Origin of the sequence: Streptomyces sp. NPDC048436 (genome assembly GCF_043200355.1) — a bacterium.
In the GTDB taxonomy this organism is placed as follows: Bacteria; Actinomycetota; Actinomycetes; order Streptomycetales; family Streptomycetaceae; genus Streptomyces.
This window is the reverse complement of sequence record NZ_JBICXP010000001.1, coordinates 603,896-620,502: the sequence shown is the minus strand read 5'-3', so window position 1 is coordinate 620,502 and position 16,607 is coordinate 603,896. Positions and strand designations below refer to the sequence as shown.

General features: G+C 70.2%; 16 protein-coding genes. 2 read left to right on the top strand and 14 right to left on the bottom strand.

Annotation, left to right across the window (positions count from 1 at the left end):
- Positions 1-10 precede the first annotated feature (10 nt).
- The 4 genes from ACGFX9_RS02885 to ACGFX9_RS02870 are packed head-to-tail and all read right to left on the bottom strand — an operon-like array spanning position 11 to position 4,654.
- A complete protein-coding gene (locus ACGFX9_RS02885) occupies positions 11-1,399 on the bottom strand; it encodes an amino acid permease (RefSeq protein ID WP_393463623.1) in 1,389 nt (462 codons plus the stop codon).
- Positions 1,380-2,837, bottom strand: coding sequence for an MFS transporter (locus ACGFX9_RS02880; protein ID WP_393463621.1), 1,458 nt, complete (start codon positions 2,835-2,837; stop codon positions 1,380-1,382). The genes ACGFX9_RS02885 and ACGFX9_RS02880 overlap by 20 nt, the downstream gene beginning before the upstream one ends.
- A 22-nt stretch (positions 2,838-2,859) precedes the next feature.
- Positions 2,860-3,375, bottom strand: coding sequence for a flavin reductase family protein (locus ACGFX9_RS02875; protein WP_393463619.1), 516 nt, complete (start codon positions 3,373-3,375; stop codon positions 2,860-2,862).
- A gap of 58 nt (positions 3,376-3,433) precedes the next feature.
- Positions 3,434-4,654 (bottom strand): acyl-CoA dehydrogenase family protein, encoded by a 1,221-nt coding sequence (locus ACGFX9_RS02870; protein WP_393463617.1) that lies wholly within the window; start codon positions 4,652-4,654, stop codon positions 3,434-3,436.
- A 173-nt stretch (positions 4,655-4,827) separates the two neighbouring features.
- Between ACGFX9_RS02870 and ACGFX9_RS02865 the strand changes: the two genes are divergently transcribed.
- On the top strand, positions 4,828-6,243 hold the full coding sequence (locus tag ACGFX9_RS02865) for a pyridoxal phosphate-dependent decarboxylase family protein (protein WP_393463616.1): 1,416 nt from the start codon (positions 4,828-4,830) through the stop codon (positions 6,241-6,243).
- Here ACGFX9_RS02865 and ACGFX9_RS02860 read toward each other — a convergent pair.
- From ACGFX9_RS02860 to ACGFX9_RS02825, 8 genes are all read right to left on the bottom strand, one after another.
- A complete protein-coding gene (locus tag ACGFX9_RS02860) occupies positions 6,206-6,961 on the bottom strand; it encodes a response regulator (RefSeq protein WP_393463614.1) in 756 nt (251 codons plus the stop codon). The two genes, ACGFX9_RS02865 and ACGFX9_RS02860, sit on opposite strands and share 38 nt — an antisense overlap.
- A 167-nt stretch (positions 6,962-7,128) precedes the next feature.
- Positions 7,129-7,623 carry a TetR/AcrR family transcriptional regulator gene (locus tag ACGFX9_RS02855; protein WP_393465574.1) on the bottom strand — a complete coding sequence of 165 codons (495 nt, stop codon included), beginning with the start codon at positions 7,621-7,623 and terminating at the stop codon, positions 7,129-7,131.
- 237 nt (positions 7,624-7,860) lie between these two features.
- The gene (locus ACGFX9_RS02850; RefSeq protein WP_393463612.1) at positions 7,861-9,090 is read right to left on the bottom strand and encodes an MFS transporter; all 1,230 of its coding nucleotides are present in this window, start codon (positions 9,088-9,090) and stop codon (positions 7,861-7,863) included.
- A gap of 1,142 nt (positions 9,091-10,232) precedes the next feature.
- Complete coding sequence (locus ACGFX9_RS02845; RefSeq protein WP_393463610.1) at positions 10,233-10,520, bottom strand: hypothetical protein; 288 nt, start codon at positions 10,518-10,520, stop codon at positions 10,233-10,235.
- Positions 10,521-10,619: 99 nt separating this feature from the next.
- Positions 10,620-11,477, bottom strand: a complete 858-nt coding sequence (locus ACGFX9_RS02840; RefSeq protein WP_393463609.1) for a hypothetical protein — start codon at positions 11,475-11,477, stop codon at positions 10,620-10,622.
- A gap of 260 nt (positions 11,478-11,737) precedes the next feature.
- The gene (locus ACGFX9_RS02835) at positions 11,738-11,977 is read right to left on the bottom strand and encodes a chaplin (protein WP_393463607.1); all 240 of its coding nucleotides are present in this window, start codon (positions 11,975-11,977) and stop codon (positions 11,738-11,740) included.
- A 155-nt stretch (positions 11,978-12,132) separates the two neighbouring features.
- Positions 12,133-13,065, bottom strand: a complete 933-nt coding sequence (locus ACGFX9_RS02830) for a glutaminase (RefSeq protein ID WP_393463606.1) — start codon at positions 13,063-13,065, stop codon at positions 12,133-12,135.
- 175 nt (positions 13,066-13,240) lie between these two features.
- Positions 13,241-13,972: a hypothetical protein gene (locus ACGFX9_RS02825; protein ID WP_393463604.1), complete on the bottom strand. Its 732-nt coding sequence runs from the start codon at positions 13,970-13,972 to the stop codon at positions 13,241-13,243.
- A gap of 187 nt (positions 13,973-14,159) precedes the next feature.
- On the opposite strand from ACGFX9_RS02825, the gene ACGFX9_RS02820 reads away from it, so the two are divergent.
- The gene (locus ACGFX9_RS02820) at positions 14,160-15,116 is read left to right on the top strand and encodes a phosphotransferase family protein (RefSeq protein ID WP_393463602.1); all 957 of its coding nucleotides are present in this window, start codon (positions 14,160-14,162) and stop codon (positions 15,114-15,116) included.
- Positions 15,117-15,126: 10 nt separating this feature from the next.
- Here ACGFX9_RS02820 and ACGFX9_RS02815 read toward each other — a convergent pair whose 3' ends face one another.
- Together ACGFX9_RS02815 and ACGFX9_RS02810 are read right to left on the bottom strand one after the other, a co-directional pair.
- Positions 15,127-15,672, bottom strand: a complete 546-nt coding sequence (locus ACGFX9_RS02815; protein WP_393463600.1) for an MOSC domain-containing protein — start codon at positions 15,670-15,672, stop codon at positions 15,127-15,129.
- 253 nt (positions 15,673-15,925) lie between these two features.
- Entirely contained in the window at positions 15,926-16,471 is a 546-nt protein-coding gene (locus tag ACGFX9_RS02810) for a DoxX family protein (protein ID WP_393463598.1), read from the bottom strand.
- Between the last annotated feature and the right edge of the window lie 136 nt (positions 16,472-16,607).

The window sequence follows — 16,607 nt, the reverse complement described above, 5'->3', positions numbered from 1 at the left end:
GGCTCTTCGGTCATCTCCGACGCGAGTGCACCGCGTACGCGGAGAGGACCACCACGAGGCTGCCCAGGCTCATCAGGAGCTGTGGCCGGGCGGACTCCAGGAAGAGCATCGAGACCAGGACCGCCAGGAGGGCGGCGATCGTCGCGTACGTCAGAAAGGGGAAACCCCACATCGTGAAGGTCAGCCTCGCGGGCTCCGTACGTGTGCGCAGACGCAGCTGCGAGACGGCGATGGTGAGGTACATGAACACCAGGACCGCGCCGGTGGAGTTCAGCAGGAAGCCGAAGACCTGCTCGGGCCACAGGGCCTGGGCGGCCACGGACAGGCATCCCATGCTGGTACCCAGGAGCACTGCGCGCACCGGTACCCCGCGCTGGTTCGTCCGGACCAGACGGCGCGGTGCGTCACCGTGGGCGCACAGGGCGAAGAGCATCCGGGACGAGGCGTAGAGGGTGGAGTTCAGGACCGAAAGGAGTGCGGTGAGGATGATGACGGTCATCACCGTGCCCGCGTACGGAATGCCCATCACCTCCATAGCGCCGACGTACGGGCTGTGTGCGGGGCGTACCTCCCGCCAGGGCACGATCGCCACCACCAGGAACACCGAGCAGAGGAAGAACAGGGCGATGCGCCAGACGACCTGGCGGGTCGCACGGGCCACCGCCCTGGCGGGGTCAGCGCTTTCGGCCGCGGCGATGGTGACGATCTCGGTGCCGCCGAAGGCGAACACCACCGCGACGGTGCCGGTGAGCACCGCGCCCGCGCCGTGCGGCAGGAAGTCCCCGGTGACCGCGGACAGATCGGCGCCGTCGCCACCGGGCCACCAGCCGAGTACGTAGGCGCCGCCCAGGGCCAGGAAGGTCAGGATGGCGCCCACCTTGACCACGGACAACCACAGCTCGGCATTGCCGAAGGAGCGGACGGAGACCAGATTGACCGTGGCCATCACCGCCAGGACGAGCAGGCTCAGGGTCCAGGCGGGTGCGGCGGGCAGCCAGCCGTGCAGGATGCGGCCGCCGGCGATCGCCTCGATGGCGACGATCGCCACGAAGGCGTACCAGTAGAGCCAGCCGATGGTGAATCCGGCCCAGTCGCCGAGGGCGAGGCGGGCGTAGTCGGCGAACGAGCCCGCCAGGGGACGGGCCACGACCATCTCGCCGAGCATCCGCATCACCATGAGGACAAGCAGTCCGGCCAGGGCGTAGGACAGGAGGGCGCCGGGACCGGCCGCCCGGATGGTCTCGGCGCTGCCGACGAACAGGCCGGTGCCGACGGCGCCGCCCATGGCCATCATGGTGAGGTGACGCTGCGTCAAGGCTGGTGGTGCGACGGGTGGTTCGGGTTGGGAGAGCGCCATCCCCGGTGTCCCCGGCGCGGGGTCACGCAGTGGCGTCGGCACGCGGCGCGTCCTCCTTCTGTCGGCCCGGGTGCAGCGTGCGGACCGGCGGGCGGCGGAAGTTCTGGGCCACGAGGATCATCAGGGCGATGCCCGCCGCGGCGGCGAACACCGCGGTGCGCAGGCCGTCGCTCAGCGCTTCACGGGCGGCGGTGCCCGTCTCGTCGCCGCTTCCTGTGGTCGCGTTGGCGAGGGCGACCAGGACGGCGAGGCCGACCGCGCTGCCGATCTGTTCGCCGGTGCTTGCGACTCCGGAGGCGATGCCCTGGTCCTGCTCGGCGACGCCGGTGGTGGCAGCCGCGTACATCGCCGTGTAGACGACGCCCTGGGCCACGCTGAGCACGGCGAGGCCGGGCACGATCGCGGCGAACGTCGCGTCGGGAGCCAGTGCCAGGGCGAACGCCGCGGTGCCGGCGGCGCCCACTGCGAGGGCCAGGGTGAGGGTCCCGCGCATCCCGAACCGGGTGACCAGACGACCGCCGAGCGCGGTGCCCACGAGCACCCCGGCGCAGGGCACGACGAACGCGAAGCCGGTGCGCAGCGCACTGAAGCCGTGCACGTCCTGCAGGTAGAGGGTGAGGAAATAGGCGAGCACGCCGAAGGTCGCCATGAACAGGAAGGTGGTGGCCGTGCCGGTGCTCAGATTGCGGTTGCCGAACAGGCGCAGCGGCATCAGCGGGTCACGGCCCCGGGCCTGGGTGAGGGCGAACACCACGAGCAGGAGCAGTCCGGCGCCCCCGCCCGCCCAGACCTCGGTGGCACCCCAGCCCGATTCCGGTCCCTGGACCAGCGCGAACACGAACAGGGTTGACCCGGCGGTCGCGGTGACCGCACCGACGATGTCGAACCGCCCCCGGACGGCCCGCACTTGATCGGCCGGGATCAGCGGGAAGGCGAGCAGGATCCCGCCGACGGCCAGCGGCACATTGACGTAGAAGACGGCCTCCCAGCCGAACCACTCGGTCAGTACGCCGCCGAGCAGCGAGCCGAGCACCATCCCGCAGCCCGCGGCACCGCCCCACACCGACAGGGCACGGTTGCGCTCGGGCCCCTCCGCGAAGGAGGTGGTGACGAGGGAGAGGGTGGCCGGGGTGAGGAAGGCGCCGCCGAGCCCTTGCCCGGCGCGGGCCGCTACCAGGACTTCGGGCGCGGTCGCCAGACCGCCGAGCAGCGAGGAGCCGGCGTACAGGACCAGACCGAGCACGAACATCCGACGGCGGCCGAACAGGTCAGAGGCCCGCCCGCCGAGCAGCAGGAAGCCGCCGAATGCCACCGTGTATCCGCTCACCACCCACTGCAGGGTGCCGGCGGAGAATCCCACCTCGGCGGCGATCTCGGGGAGCGCCACGAACACGATGTTGTAGTCGAGCCCGATGATGAGGTGGGCGAACGCCAACAGGGCGAGCCTGGGGCCCAGTCCAGTGGGTGGTGAGGAAGACATCAGGGTGAGGTTCCTTGCAGATTCAGGCGGCGGTGGGCCAGGCGGAGAAGCGGCGCATTCCGTACAGCAGCGGCGCGGTGTGTTCCGGGGACTGCTGCTCGACGCGGAAGATCTCACCGAAGATCACTTGGTGGTCGCCCATGGAAAGGGTCCGACTGACCCGGCAATCCGCGATGGAATGGGCGTCGTTGACGAGATGGGGACCGGCAAACGTGGTGGCGTTCTCCCATTCCACCCGGTCGAAACGATCCCGCTCTCCAGAGGCGAAGAGTTTCGCCGCACCCTGCCCGCCTTCATGCAGCAGATTGACGGCGAATGTACCGTTCGCCAGTACTTCGGAGAGCGTCCGGCTCTTGTTGTTGAGGCAGACCAGGAGAGTCGGCGGGTCCAGGGAAACGCTGCTGACCGAGGAGACCGTGAGACCCGAGGGTTCACCCTCGAATGCGCCGGTGGTCACGATGGCCACACCGGTCGGGAAAGTGGACATGAGGGAACGGAATTGTTCGGGTTCGACGGTGAGCGTCGAGATGCTGGTCATGGTGCGGCTTTCCGTGTGTGCGGTACGAGGGGCATACGAGGGGCAGGGGAAGCGCCGGTCACCACAGCAGCGTCTTCTGCGGAATGCGCCCGCCGAGCAGCAGCTCCCCGGCCGCCTTGAGGTTCTGCTCGCCCGCGTCGACATGGCGGCACATGGTGGTGACGTCACGCAGCCAGCGGTCCATGGGCGAGCGCTTGCGGTAGATCGCGGCCCCGCCGACCAGCGCGTAAAGGCGGGTGACGATGGCGTGGGCGGTGTGGAACGCCTTGTAGCGGGCGAGTGCCGTGGCGACGCGCTCGTCGGGGGTGGCCTCGCGGCCCGACTCCAGGCGGGCCCACTGCTGATCGAGGCCGGTGTAGACGAAGGCGCGGGCGGCGGCCAGGTCCGCCTCGCAGTCGGCGAGGGTGCCGGTCACCCGCTCCAGCTGGGACCAGGGGGTGCCGGAGGCCCGGTCGACACGGCCTGCTGCCAGGCCACGCACATGGTCGAGGGCGGCGCGGGCGAGGCCGAGCGGGACGCCGGGCATATTGCGCAGGATGGTGTCGGGAGCGGCGTGCAGCAGGCCGGGGCGGCGCGGCGTGTCGAAGCTGAACGAGTGCTCATCGGGCACGAACAGATCGGTCGTCGCGTAGTCGCGGCTCGCGGTGCCTGCGAGTCCGGTGGTGTACCAGGTGTCGTGGATCTCGAAGTCCTCGGGCCGCGCGATCATCACGCGCCACTGCACGGGGTCGCCGTCCGCGTCGGCCTCCGGTTCGCCGTCGCGATACACGCGGCAGCCGGCGAGCAGCAGGTCGCAGTGGCTGCTGCCGCTGCCGAACACCCAGTTGCCGCTGACGCGATAGCCGCCGGGCACGCGCTCGGCGCGGCCGGTCGGGTTCATGAATCCGGCGGTGATGGTGTCCAGGGACGGGAAGAGCTCGCGGGCCACGGCGTCGTCCAGATAGCCCGCGAAGATCCCGGAATCGGCGCCGATCATCGCGCACCAGGCGGCGGAGGCGTCGCCCGTCGCGAGAGCTTCGATGACCTCGGTCTGCTGGGCGGAGGTGAGTTCGGGGCCGCCCCAGGAGGCGGGCATGGTCATACGGAACACGCCGGTGCCGCGCAGGAGTTCCACCACGTCGGCGGGCAACTGGCGGGCTTCCTCGATATCTTCGGCACGCTCCCGCAGGACCGGTGCGGCGGCGCGGGCCCGGGTGAGGATTTCGTCGGCCGTGAGGTGTTTGCCGGCAGCGAGGTCGTTGTCGGTCGTGCGGTTGCTGTCGACAGTCATGAATGTCATGCCGAAAAAGCTATTCGGCACTGCGGTGCGCCAACATCCGGCCAGTGGTGACAATTCCTTGTACGCCACCGGTGGATTTTCCGCGACGGCTCAAGTATCCCGTGGGAGACATCGATTCAACCTGGGGATACATTAATATCCGGGCCGCGCGACCTGTGGTTACGATGCCCGGCATGCACCCATACCCACTTGAACCCACTGCCGCGGAAATGCACTCGATGGGGCAGGCCACGCTCGCCCTGGTCGAGGAATTCATCAACGGCTTGCCGGAATCCCCCGCAGCCGATCTCGAAGGCGCGGTCGAACTCGCCGACCGGCTCCGGGAAAGTGCTCCGGAAGCGGGGGCTCCCTTCTCTCAACTGCTCGACACCGTTGCCCTCGCCTCACAGAAAGCCATCAACAATTCGGGGCCCGGCTTCCTCGCGTACATACCCGGCGGCGGCCTCTACACCTCGGCCCTTGCGGATCTGCTCGCGGCCGGGTTCAACCGCTATGTGAATCTGGCCGGAATGGCCCCGGCGATCGCACAGATCGAGGCGACCGCGGTGCGCTGGCTCTGCGATCTCTTCGACTATCCGGCGGACGCCCGAGGGGTGTTGACGTCGGGTGGTTCGATGGCCAACTTCTCGGCGGTGGTGGCAGCGCGCAAGGCGAAGCTGGGCGAGGACTTCTCGCGTGGCGTCCTCTATACGTCGCAGCAGTCGCACGCCTCGTGCGCGAAGGCCGGATATCTGGCCGGGTTCCCGAAGGCGCGGGTGCGCCTGGTGCCGACGGACGACTCGCTGCGTATGGATGAGGCAGCGTTTGCCGCGATGGTCGCGGCCGACCGGGCGGCGGGGCTGCGGCCGTTCATGGTCACCGCGTCGGCGGGCACCACCAACACCGGGTCGGTCGATCCGATCGCCGCCATCGGGGAACTGGCCCGGGCCAACGACATGTGGCTGCACGTGGACGCGGCCTACGGCGGGCCGTTCCGGATGACGGAGTACGGCCGAAAGCTCTTCGCGGGGATCGAGCTCGCCGACTCCATCACCCTCGATCCGCACAAGGCGCTCTTCATCCCTTACGGGACCGGCGCGTTGATCGTGCGTGAGGGAGCACGGCTGCGCGACGCGCACCATGTCGCGGCCGACTATCTGCAGGACATGGAGGGCTTGGAGGAGCGCATCCCCAGCTTCTCGGAGTACTCGATGGAGCTGTCGCGGGACTTCCGCGGGCTGCGTCTGTGGCTGCCGATCAAGCTGCACGGCATGGCCGCGTTCCGGGACGCCCTGGAGGAGAAGCTGGAGCTGGCCCGCTATCTCCACGACGAGCTGCGGGCCATGCCCGGCTTCGAGGTGCCGCTCGAGCCCGACCTCACGGCCGTCGCCTTCCGCTACGTACCGGACGGCGGAGACGCCGACGCCTTCAACCAGCGGCTGCTGCAGCGCATCAACGACTCCAAGCGGGTTTTCCTGTCCAGCACCAACCTGGGCGAGCACTTCGTGATCCGGGCCTGTGTCGTCTCGCATCGCACCCATCGCGACCGCATCGAGGAAGCAGTACGGATCATCAGGGACGCAGCACGCGACCTGGCAGCGCACGGCTGACAGGTCCCGCGGGTGTGCGGCCCCGCGGTCGGCCGACCGGGGTGCGCGCGAGGCCCGACCCGATGGCGCTGATGGCGAGTTGGACCCGGTCGCGGGCGCCGAGCTTGGCCATGATGCGGCTGACGTAGGTCTTCGCGGTCAGTGGGCTGAGGCTGAGCCGCTCGGCTATCTCCTGATTGGTGAGCCCGTGCCCGACGAGCGCGAAGACCTCGCGCTCACGGTTGCTGAGCTCATCGAGCGCGGGGTCGGGGGCGCCGACCGACGGCTGCGCGGGCCGGACGCCCGGCTGGTTGCGGGCGAGATGGCTGTCGACGAGGCGCCGGGTGTGGCGCGGGTTGAGCCAGGACTGCCCGTCGGCGGTCGCACGGATCGCCTTCAGCAGGTCCTCGGGTTCGGTGTCGATGGGCAGGAATCCGCTGGCGCCCGCGGCGAGCGAGCGGAAGAGGTGCTCGTCGTCGTCATGGATGGTGAGCACCAGGACCCGCACCCCGGCAAGCCGCTGGTCGCCGGTGATCCGCGCGGTCGCCTCGACCCCGTCGATCCCCCGCAGATGGGTGTCCATCAGCACCACATCGGGCCGCGTCCGCAGAGCCGCCTCCACCACGCCGGTGCCGTCGGCGGCCGCGCCCACCACTGTCATGTCGGGGGCGGAGCCGACCAGCAGGCTGAAGCCCGCACGGGCTGCGGCATGGGCATCGGCGACCAGGACACGGACCACTATCGGTTCCCCCCCGACGGGTTGAATGTGTGCGGCTGCGGCTGAGCGCAGCCGCGATAGTACCCACATTCTGTCAAGGATTGTTAACTCATGAACCGATAGAACCAGATATTTGGCTACTCTCTACCGCGTTACACCTTGGATTCCTCGGGGAGCGCCGGAACGCCTCACACCGTGGGCTCCTCCGGGAGCAACTGCCGCAGCATGGCCTCGAACTCCCCGGCCGTGGGCGGCCGCTCCGCGAGGAGCCCCTGCAACAGCAGACCGTCATAGGCGTTGGCGAAGACCTTGATACGCAGCGGATCGCCGGTGAAGAGCCGGGCGAAGTCGCTCAGCACCTCGCTCCAGCGGCGGGTAGGCCCGCGCAGCTCCGGCCGACGCGAGGCGAGCAGACACAGTTCGAACTCGGCGAGCAGCCGCCCGCGGCCCGCCACCGTCTCGGCCATCAGGGCGGCGAGGGCGGCATGCTTGCCGCTGCCGCGACCGGGGGCCTCGGTCAGCTCGCGCAGCCGCTCGGCGTCCTCGTCCATGCACGTCGTCAGCGCCGCCGTCAGCAGGGCGTCGATGCTCTCGAAGTAGTACGTACTCGCGGTGGACGGCAGCTCCGCCTCGCGGGCCACGGTGCGATGGGTGACGCCGGAGGCACCGTCCCGCTCGATCACGCGCAAGGTGGCCTCGATCAGTGCGCGCCGCCGGCGTTCACCCTTGGCGCGGCGGCCGTCGGCGATCGGCTCGGTCGGCTGGTGCGGCTGGTGCGGCTCGGGCGGCTCGGGCGGCTGATTCAGGGTCCTTCTCCTGGCCTGGTCGCGGCGGTGGCTGCGGCTCCGGTCGTGGTCACCGCGACGATACCCGGCCGGTGGCGCCCCCTGTCGGGGCGGCAGGAGGCACCACCGGGAAGGTCAGCCGCCGACGGCGAGCTTCACCTCCTCGTCGCGTACGGCCGCCCGCTCGGTCTCCGCGCGCAGATGCCGGTAGGCGAGCAGCGTCGTCAGGAGGGCCAGAGCGCCCACCACCAGCGCCACGGTGAACCCCGCGCGCGTACCGAAGGAGTCGACCACTTGCCCGGAGGCGGCGGCGCCGAGCGCCACACCCACCTGCAGGCCCGCGATCATCCAGGTCATTCCCTCGGTGAGCTGGGCGGCGGGGGTGACCTTCTCGACGATGCCCATGATGGTGACCATGGTCGGTGCGAAGAAGACGCCCGCGAAGAACACGGCCACGGAGAGCGTCGCGATGCTGTTCACGACGAGGAACGGCAGCGTCGTCAGAGCCGTGCCGGTCACGCCGAGCACCAAGAGCCTGGGCAGTGGTGTGCTCAACTTCAGTGCGCCGAAAGTGAGTCCGGAGATCGCGGACCCGACGGCGTACACCGTGAACACGATGCCGGCGGCCTCCTTCTGCCCCTGGTCCTGCGCGAAGGCAAGCCCCATGGTGTCGATGGTGCCCGCGATGGCGCCGCCGAACATCAGGGTGAGGGCCAGCAGCGCGACGGCGCGGGCGCGGATCACGGACCGGCCGGTGGCGTCGGCCGCCGACTGCACGGGCGGTTCCGTGCGCTTCTGCGGGACGAAGAGCAGCACGCCCACGGTGAGCAGCACCATCGCCACCAGCGGCCCCGCTTCGGGGAAGAGTGTGGTGCCGAGCATCACGGCGATGGCGGGCCCGATGATGTACGTCAGCTCGTCGACGACCGATTCCAGGGAGTACGCGGCGTTCAGGCGCGGCGAGCCGCGGTACAGCTGGGTCCAGCGGGCCCTGACCATGGCGCCCATGCTCGGCATGAATCCGGCGAGCAGCGCGAAGACGAACAGGGTCCAGGCCGGAGCGTCGTAGTAGGCGCACAGGAGCAGCCCGCCGAGCGCGGCGACGCTGACGCCCGTGGCGGGCAGCAGCACCCGCCCCTGACCCAACCGGTCGACCACGCGCGAGATCTGAGGGCCTATCAGCGCCATGGAGAGGGTGAAGGTTCCGGCGACGGCTCCCGCGAGCGCGTACTCGCCGCGCAGTTCCGAGAGCATCGTGAGGATGCCCATGTGGGTCATGGGCAGCGGCAGCCGGGCGAGCAGGCCCGCGAGGGAGAAGCCCTTGGCGCCGGGAGCGGAGAAGAGTTCGCGGTAGGGGTTAGCCATGGACTGCCCCTAGGTCGTTTTCAGGCAGCGGGCAGTGGTGCATGAGAGCCTCCGCGGCACATCACGAGAAACTTGAACGATTGACCCACTTTCTATCACGGGTGCGCCGCCGGGCGCGACGGCGGGATATGGCCATCCCCTGTCCCAGGGGTGGGTACGCATGGGACAGGGGCGAACCGACCCGGGGTGAATTGGCCAGGGATGAACGGGACGGCGAGCGCAACTACGCACCGGATCCAGAGAGTTGACCGGTGAGCTAATCCGGCGTGCGCGTCACGGCGGGTGAAGCCGCCGGGGTTACGGACCAGTCAGCGGCGCGCGTCGTCACTGTCTGGCGGCCGGGTTGAACACGAGGTGCCCTGTGCGTCGTGAGACCCGACGCGAAATCGTCCGATGCCTCAAACGCTACGCGGCCCGAGAGGTCTTCCACCTGGTCAGACCCGTCCAACCAGGACCTCGGTCAAGAGATCATCCCTCGATACCGAGTCATGATCTGGTTCGGATCCCTGCAAGCACTGAGCTCCATGGAAGCCTCCGGGGTGCGTCGCACGGACATGGAGAGCCTCCAGGGCAGACAACTGGTCGAGGAGCAGCGGCGGCGTGGCAAGGCCGCGCCACTGAAGACCGAGGCCAGCAATGCACTGCTCGCAGTAGGGAGCTTCCTCCGCGAGGAGTACGAGGCACACCTTGCGCGGTGGCGCGCTCCGCTTTCGAGCGCCGCACTCCGCAAACGGGAACGCCGGGGTCTTCAGCCGATGCCTGAACAGTTCGGTGATCTGGTCACCGTGACCCGGTTCTGGACCCCGGTGTGTGTGACCACTCTGTGCCGGGAGTTCGACCTGGCTAAGCGGCGGGCCCGAGCGCGGGGTGTCATGGTCCCCGAGAACGCGACGTTCCGGGACCTGCGCCACTTCGCCGACGCCGTGCTGGTGGCTTCCGGTCTTGAGCCCCGCAAGGTGCAGGCCCGGATGCGGCACGCCCGGATCGCCGAGACGCTGGACACTGCCGGACGCCGCCCTGACGCCGTGTGCCGAACGGAAACGCGCGGTTGTCGACATCGACCGTGCAGGTCACGGGCGGTTTCAGTCGAGACCTCCAGCGTTCCCGGCGTACAGCCCGACTCGTCTGCCGCTCCCGCTCTGTCAGCGGGTGGCGCTGCCGTGCGGGGCGACGTGGTGCATGCGCTTGGGTGTCCGGTCGGGCCGGTCAGGCACCAGGCCTAGGGGTTTCTTGCTGGTGCGCTGCGCCGTCTTGCGCGCGAGTTCGCCGAATATGTGGGCCGCGGGCTGGATCTCCTCGCGTGGGGTGCTGTGCTGCTGCGTCGCCGGTACGCGCGGGGGCTCGGCGAACGCCGCGATGGTCGGCATCGACGTCGCGGCCAGCGCACCGAGGACGATGAGCAGGGCTCGCAGACGAACGTGCGAGGGCATGACGTGAGGGGCCTTTCAAGCCAGAGGTGGACGGCGCCCCTCACCGCTCTCCCAAGCGGTGAGGGGCAGTTGGCGGTACGCGGAGGCTGCCCCCGGAGGTCATTCGGCGGGGGCCAGTACGACCTTCCCGGGGTCGGTGCCGGGACCCACGGGCGGCGTCACGCCGGCCCGGTCCTTGGCGGCGTCCTGGTGCTGCCCGGTGGACGGCGACGGCTGGTCGGCGGCCGGGTTGTTGTCGTCCGGGTCAGGGGCCGGAGCCGGGGTGGGGCCGGGGTCCGGGGTCGGGTCCGGGGTCGGCGTGGGGTCCGGCGCGGGCTCCGGGGTGGGGGCCTCGTCCATCCAGGACTTCAGGGAGCCGTCGGGGTTCAGGATGACGTGCAGCCCGTTGTTCTCGCCGGAGGCGGAGCGGCCGTTGGCGTCGAGGGAGCCGAGCTTGGCACCGGCGCCGGAGAAGACCGCCCGCCAGTGGCTCGCCGACAGCCTGTAGATCTTCGCGGCGGAGCCGTCGGGGAGGGTGTCGATGCGGACCAGCTGCTTGCCGGGGCTGGGCTTCGGCTTCGGCTTCGGCTTGGGGGCGGGCTTGGCGCGGTCCACCCACGACGTGACGGTGCCCTTCGGCGTGAGCTTGACGTGCAGGCCGTTCAGGTTCGCGGTGCCCGTCCTGCCGAAGGCGTTCAGCACGGCGAACTTCTTGCCCTTGTAGAGGACGTCCGCCTGGTACTTGCCCTTGGCCAGCTTGTAGACCCTCGCGGTGTGGCCCTTCTCGGCGAGCTTGACGGTCTTGACGAAGTGACGCTTCTTGGCGTGCGACACCTTCCCCACGGAGGCGCAGGCGGAGGCGGTGGTGGGGGTGTGCTGCGTGGCGGCCATGGCACCGGAGGCGGCCCCGAGGCTGATGGCGGCGGTCGCGGTGGCGGCGACGATGCTGGTGCGCAGGTAGCGGCGGTTCATACGCATGGCGAAAGAGGCCCTCTCGGGTCGTTTCAGCTGGTGGGGGGTGTGTGACCGCGCCGTCGCGGTGACATCTACGAAGTTACGCACCTCACATCAAAGACGTGCGTAGGTGATGTAACAGCCATCACGCGTAAATGCCGCAAATGGTTCACCGTGCGAGTCGTTCAACCGTCAATCTTCCGGCCGCCGAGCCGAAGAAAGGGCCCCCCCCGTCTGCGCGGGGGCGGGCCCTTTCCTATCGCTGTACCAGCGGCTGCCTGGTCCTACTTGTTGGCGCAGGCGTTGTTGGACGCCGGGTTGAGCAGACCGATGATGTCGATGCTGTCGCCGCAGACGTTGACCGGGACGTGGATGGGGACCTGGATGACGTCGCCGGACAGGACGCCGGGGCTGTTGCTGGTCTGGCCGAACGGCCCTTCATCGGCCAGGGCCTGGCCGGCGCCACCCAGAACTGTCAGTCCCGAGAGCAGGACGGCAGCGGTGAGAATACGGGCGCGACGCATGGATGCCTCCGAGGTTCGGGGAATGTGTGCCACTCCAACCCACCGCAGTCCGAGCCGTCCCGCGACTGCTGGGCGCCCATACGAACGAGGGGGGCAGCGAGAGGAGCTCTGAGTGGAGCTTTGGGTGGAGGTCCGGGTGGAGGTCCGGGTGGAGGTCAGAACACCGAGAGGCCGGTCAGTGTCGTGAACCGGTCGAGCGCCGCGACCCCCGACACCGAGTTGCCCCGCTCGTCCAGGCCGGGACTCCACACGCAGAGTGTGCAGTGGCCGGGGACGACCGCGATGATGCCGCCGCCGACGCCGCTCTTGCCGGGCAGGCCGACGCGGTAGGCGAAGTCGCCCGCCGCGTCGTACGTGCCGCAGGTGAGCATGATCGCGTTGACCTGTTTGGCCTGGCTGCCGCTGAGCAGCCGGGTGCCGTCGGCGCGGATGCCATGGCGGGCGAGGAAGCCGGTGGCGAGGGCGAGGTCGGCGCAGGAGGCCTCGACGGAGCACTGGCGGAAGTACTGGCCGAGGAGGACGGGGACGGGGTTCCCGATGTTCCCGTACGACGCCATGAAGTGGCCGAGCGCGGCGTTGCGGTCACCGTGGGCGGCCTCGGAGGCGGCGACGCTTTCGTTGATGGTGAGCTGGTCGTTGCCGCTCTCCGCGCGCAGGAAGCCGAGCAGGGCGCCCGCGGCGTCGCCGGTCTGCGTCTGGAGGCGGTCGGTGACGACGAGGGCGCCCGCGTTGATGAAGGGATTGCGGGGGATGCCGTTCTCGTACTCCAGTTGCACGAGCGAGTTGAAGGGGTTGCCGGAGGGCTCACGGCCCACGTGCTCCCACAGGGCGTCGCCCTCGCGCGCCAGGTCGAGCGCGAGGGTGAAGACCTTGGTGATGGACTGCGCGGAGAACGGCTGCCGCCAGTCACCCACCCCGTACACCGTGCCGTCCGGCTCCGCGACGGCCATGCCGAACCGGCCCGGGTCGCACGCGGCGAGCGCCGGAATGTAGTCGGCGGGCCGCCCGCGCCTCGGTGTCTCCTGGATCTCGGCCGCGATGCGGTCCAGGACCGGCTGGTAGGTCAGGGGCGAGGTCATGATCGCCATTCTGCACCGGGGGCTGGCGTGGCGCGTGGGCGGCGGGAATCGGCGGTGGTGGGTCGAGGGGCATGGGTGCGTGCCCCGCCACTTCATAGGCCCCGTGTTTCGACGGAGGCGGCCGACCAGTGACGCTGACTACACGTCACCTCCCGTCCCGTCAGGCGCACTTGGCCCCGCCCTCTCAGCTCTCCTCACCCGCCAGCGGGCGCCAGTACTGGTCCTTGCCCTCGTCCCGTACGACATAGCCCAGCCCCTGCATCGTCTCGCCGAGGTCCCGTACGTCCTCCCCGGCCTTCCTCTTCAGCGCCGCCTTCCGTGCCGCGAGGACCGCGTGGGCCTCGGCGGGCAGACCGGGGGCGCCGGGGATCCAGCGGCTGAACAGTGACGCGTGCGGGTCGGCGTCCCGCCACGGGTAGCCGTGCGCGCGAAACGCCCTGGCCAGGGTCGCCGCCGACGCCTTGTGGGTGCCCCGCGTGACCTGACGTGACGTCTCGTCCAGTACGACCAGCTCCTTGCCGTCCAGGAACACCGCCGAGACCCGGGCGCGTTCGACGGTCCGCGTCCCCTCGTGCTGCTCGGCCTTCAACTCGGCGTCGGTCAGGCGCAGTTTCAGCGTCTCGTCGATGTCCGTGAACGCGAGCAGGAGACCCGCCACCAGGCCGACGCCCACCGCGACCCCCGTCTGCCACGGCCTGCCCAGCGAGCCGACGAACGTGATGCCGTCCCGCCATGGCAGCACCGGCGACTTGCTCAGCCACCGGGCAAGGGGCGGCAGAGCGAGGCCGAGCACCAGGCCGAGGAGCGGGGTGCCGATGAGGATGGTCAGCAGGTCGCCGCGCGGATATCCGAGCACCGTCGTCCGGTCCTTGCCGAGGGGGACGGGGGCGGGGCCTGGGCTCTTGTCGCTGGTCATGCGGTCGACGCTAGGCGGGCGGGGGCCCGTGGGGGAGCGGCCGAAAGTCGATGGGCGGCAGACTTCGGTCGACGCCGGGATGCCGGGAGGCCGGGATGCCGGGATGTCGGGTCGGGATGCCGGGTCGATGCTGTGCGGCCCATCAATTCCGTTGCCCGCGCCCGCCCCGCCCCCTACCGTGCCGATCATGCTGCCCACCGTGGACAACGACGAGCAATGGGACGTCGTCGTCCCCGATGAGGCCGTCATGCGGCCCGGAGTCGAGGATCTCTGCGGCAGGCTCGGCCTGGCGGGGGCGTCGCTCGAACGGTTCACGGAGGGGACGCAGCCCGTCTACGCCGTCGGGGACGGACTCGTCCTCAAGCTCTTCCCCGGCGCCGCCGCCGCCGACGCGCTCGTCGAGGCACGGGTGTTGGGTCATCTCGAAGGGCGGCTCCCCGTGCCCACGCCACGGGTGCACGCGTCCGGAGCGTACGAGAACGGCTGGCGCTACGTGCTCATGTCCCGGCTGCCCGGCGAAGACCTCGCCGTCGCCTGGCCGCGCCTCCCGCGCGCCGACCGGGAGCGCCTCGTCACCGAGGCCGGTGAGACGCTCGCCGCGCTGCACGCCCTGGACCCCGGGCCGCTCGCCGATGTGCTCGGGCCCGGCGACTGGGGCGCCTTCCTGGCAGGACAGCGCGCAGGTGTCGTACGACGGCAGCGCGAGCGCGGGCTGTCAGAGGGCTGGGTGGAGCAGATCCCCGGCTTCCTGGACACGGTGCTGCTCAGCGAGGATCCGCAACGTGTCCTCCTGCACACCGAGTTCATGCGCCAGCATCTGCTCGTCGGCCGGAACTCCGCCCCCGCCCCAGCTGGTGCCGGGGGCAGGCTCACGCTCACCGGGCTCTTCGACTTCGAGCCCGCCATGATCGGGGACAGGGCGTACGACTTCGTGGGCGTCGGCCTCTTCGTCACACGCGGGGAGCCGGGGTTGCTCGGCCGCTTCATGGACGCGTACGGCCGCACCTTCGAACCGCGTGAACTCCTCGCCCACACCTTGCTGCACGTCTACAGCAACCTTCCCTGGTACCTGCGGGAACTGCCCGTCCCGACAGAGCCGACGCTGGACGCGCTGGCTGAGGCGTGGTTCGACTCCGGCCGCTGAGCCGAAGCAGTCAGACGCGTTCCAGCGGGCGGTGCGGGCCGATCGGCAGCTCCACCTCGATCGCGTCGCCGGGGCGCACCTCGCCGCCCTCCCTGACCACGCTCATGATCCCCGCCTTGCGGACGATCTCACCGGTCGCCTCGTCACGGCCGACGACCTGCTTCAGGAGGCCTTTCTGGAAGGCGTCGATCTGCGGGCACGGATTGCGCAGGCCCGTGACTTCGACGACCGCGGTACCGCCGAGGCGCAGCAGCGTGCCGACGGGCAGCGCGAGGAGGTCGATGCCGGTGGTGGTGACGTTCTCGCCGAGGTCGCCCGGCGCCACTTCGAAGCCCTGTGCCGCGAGCTCGTCGAAGAGCTCCGCGTGGATCAAGTGCACTTGGCGGAGGTTCGGTTGGGTCGGGTCCTGCGCGACGCGTGAGCGGTGCTTCACCGTCACCCCGGCGTGCACGTCTCCCTCGACGCCGAGTCCGGCGAGCAGCGTGATGCCCGGGCGGTTCGGCTTGGTGAAGGAGTACGTTCCGTTGCTGCTGACCGCCGTGACGCTCGCGCCCATGGTGTGAGTTCCTCTCTCCCGGCCTTCCGGCACCCTAGTGGCCGCCCTCAGTCCACCGGCATCAAGGTCGGACAGGCAAGACCGGGCACCCCCCGGTAACCCCGCAGCCAGGTGTTCCGCTGCCGGTCCACCTTCTCGCGGGTCTCGGCGGCCGGCGGATGGCCGGGGTGCGTGGCGCAGCCGGACCGCCGAGCGGAGCCAGTAGCCGAGGAGTCAAGCGATGCCGTCACAAGCCGAGCCCGCAGCTCAGCCGTCAGAATTCCTCCGCCGCGCTCTCCTGGTCCCGTACCTTCTTCGTCCGGCAGCCCACCGACACAAGCACCCCGACCGCCGTGCCGGCGAGCGCCGCCGGGACCATCCAGTTGCGGTTGAACGTGTGGCCGAGGGCGGAGTCGACGGAGAAGGCGCCGGGGCCCGCGACGGCGAGGGCCGCGGAGACCATGCCGAGGAACGCCGGGTACTCGTAGCCGCCGCCCTGGCTGAAGAAGCCGTTGGGTGCGTGCACCGCGGCCGCCCCCGCCATCGCGCCCGCCGCTGCGGAACCCGCCGCCGGGGTCGCGAGGCCGAGGGCAAGGAGCGTGCCGCCGCCCGCCTCGGCGACCCCGGCGACGACGGCGTTGGCCTTGCCGGGCGCGTAGCCGATGGACTCCATGAAGGCGCCGGTGCCTTCGATGCCGTGGCCGCCGAACCAGCCGAAGAGCTTCTGGGCACCGTGAGCGGCGAGGACTCCGCCGGTTCCGACGCGGAGCAGGAGTAGGCCCAGGTCGCGGCGGTCGAAGCAGGAACGGGTCCGGGTCATGGCGGGGTCTCCTGGGGTGGGGTGGGGTGAGGGGAGGGGGAGGACATCGGTGTCTTCGGTGCTGCGTCTTTGTCCACCGTCCGTCAGACCGTCCCCCGGCACCTCGCTCAGTCGGCCGTACGGGTGACCCCGTCCG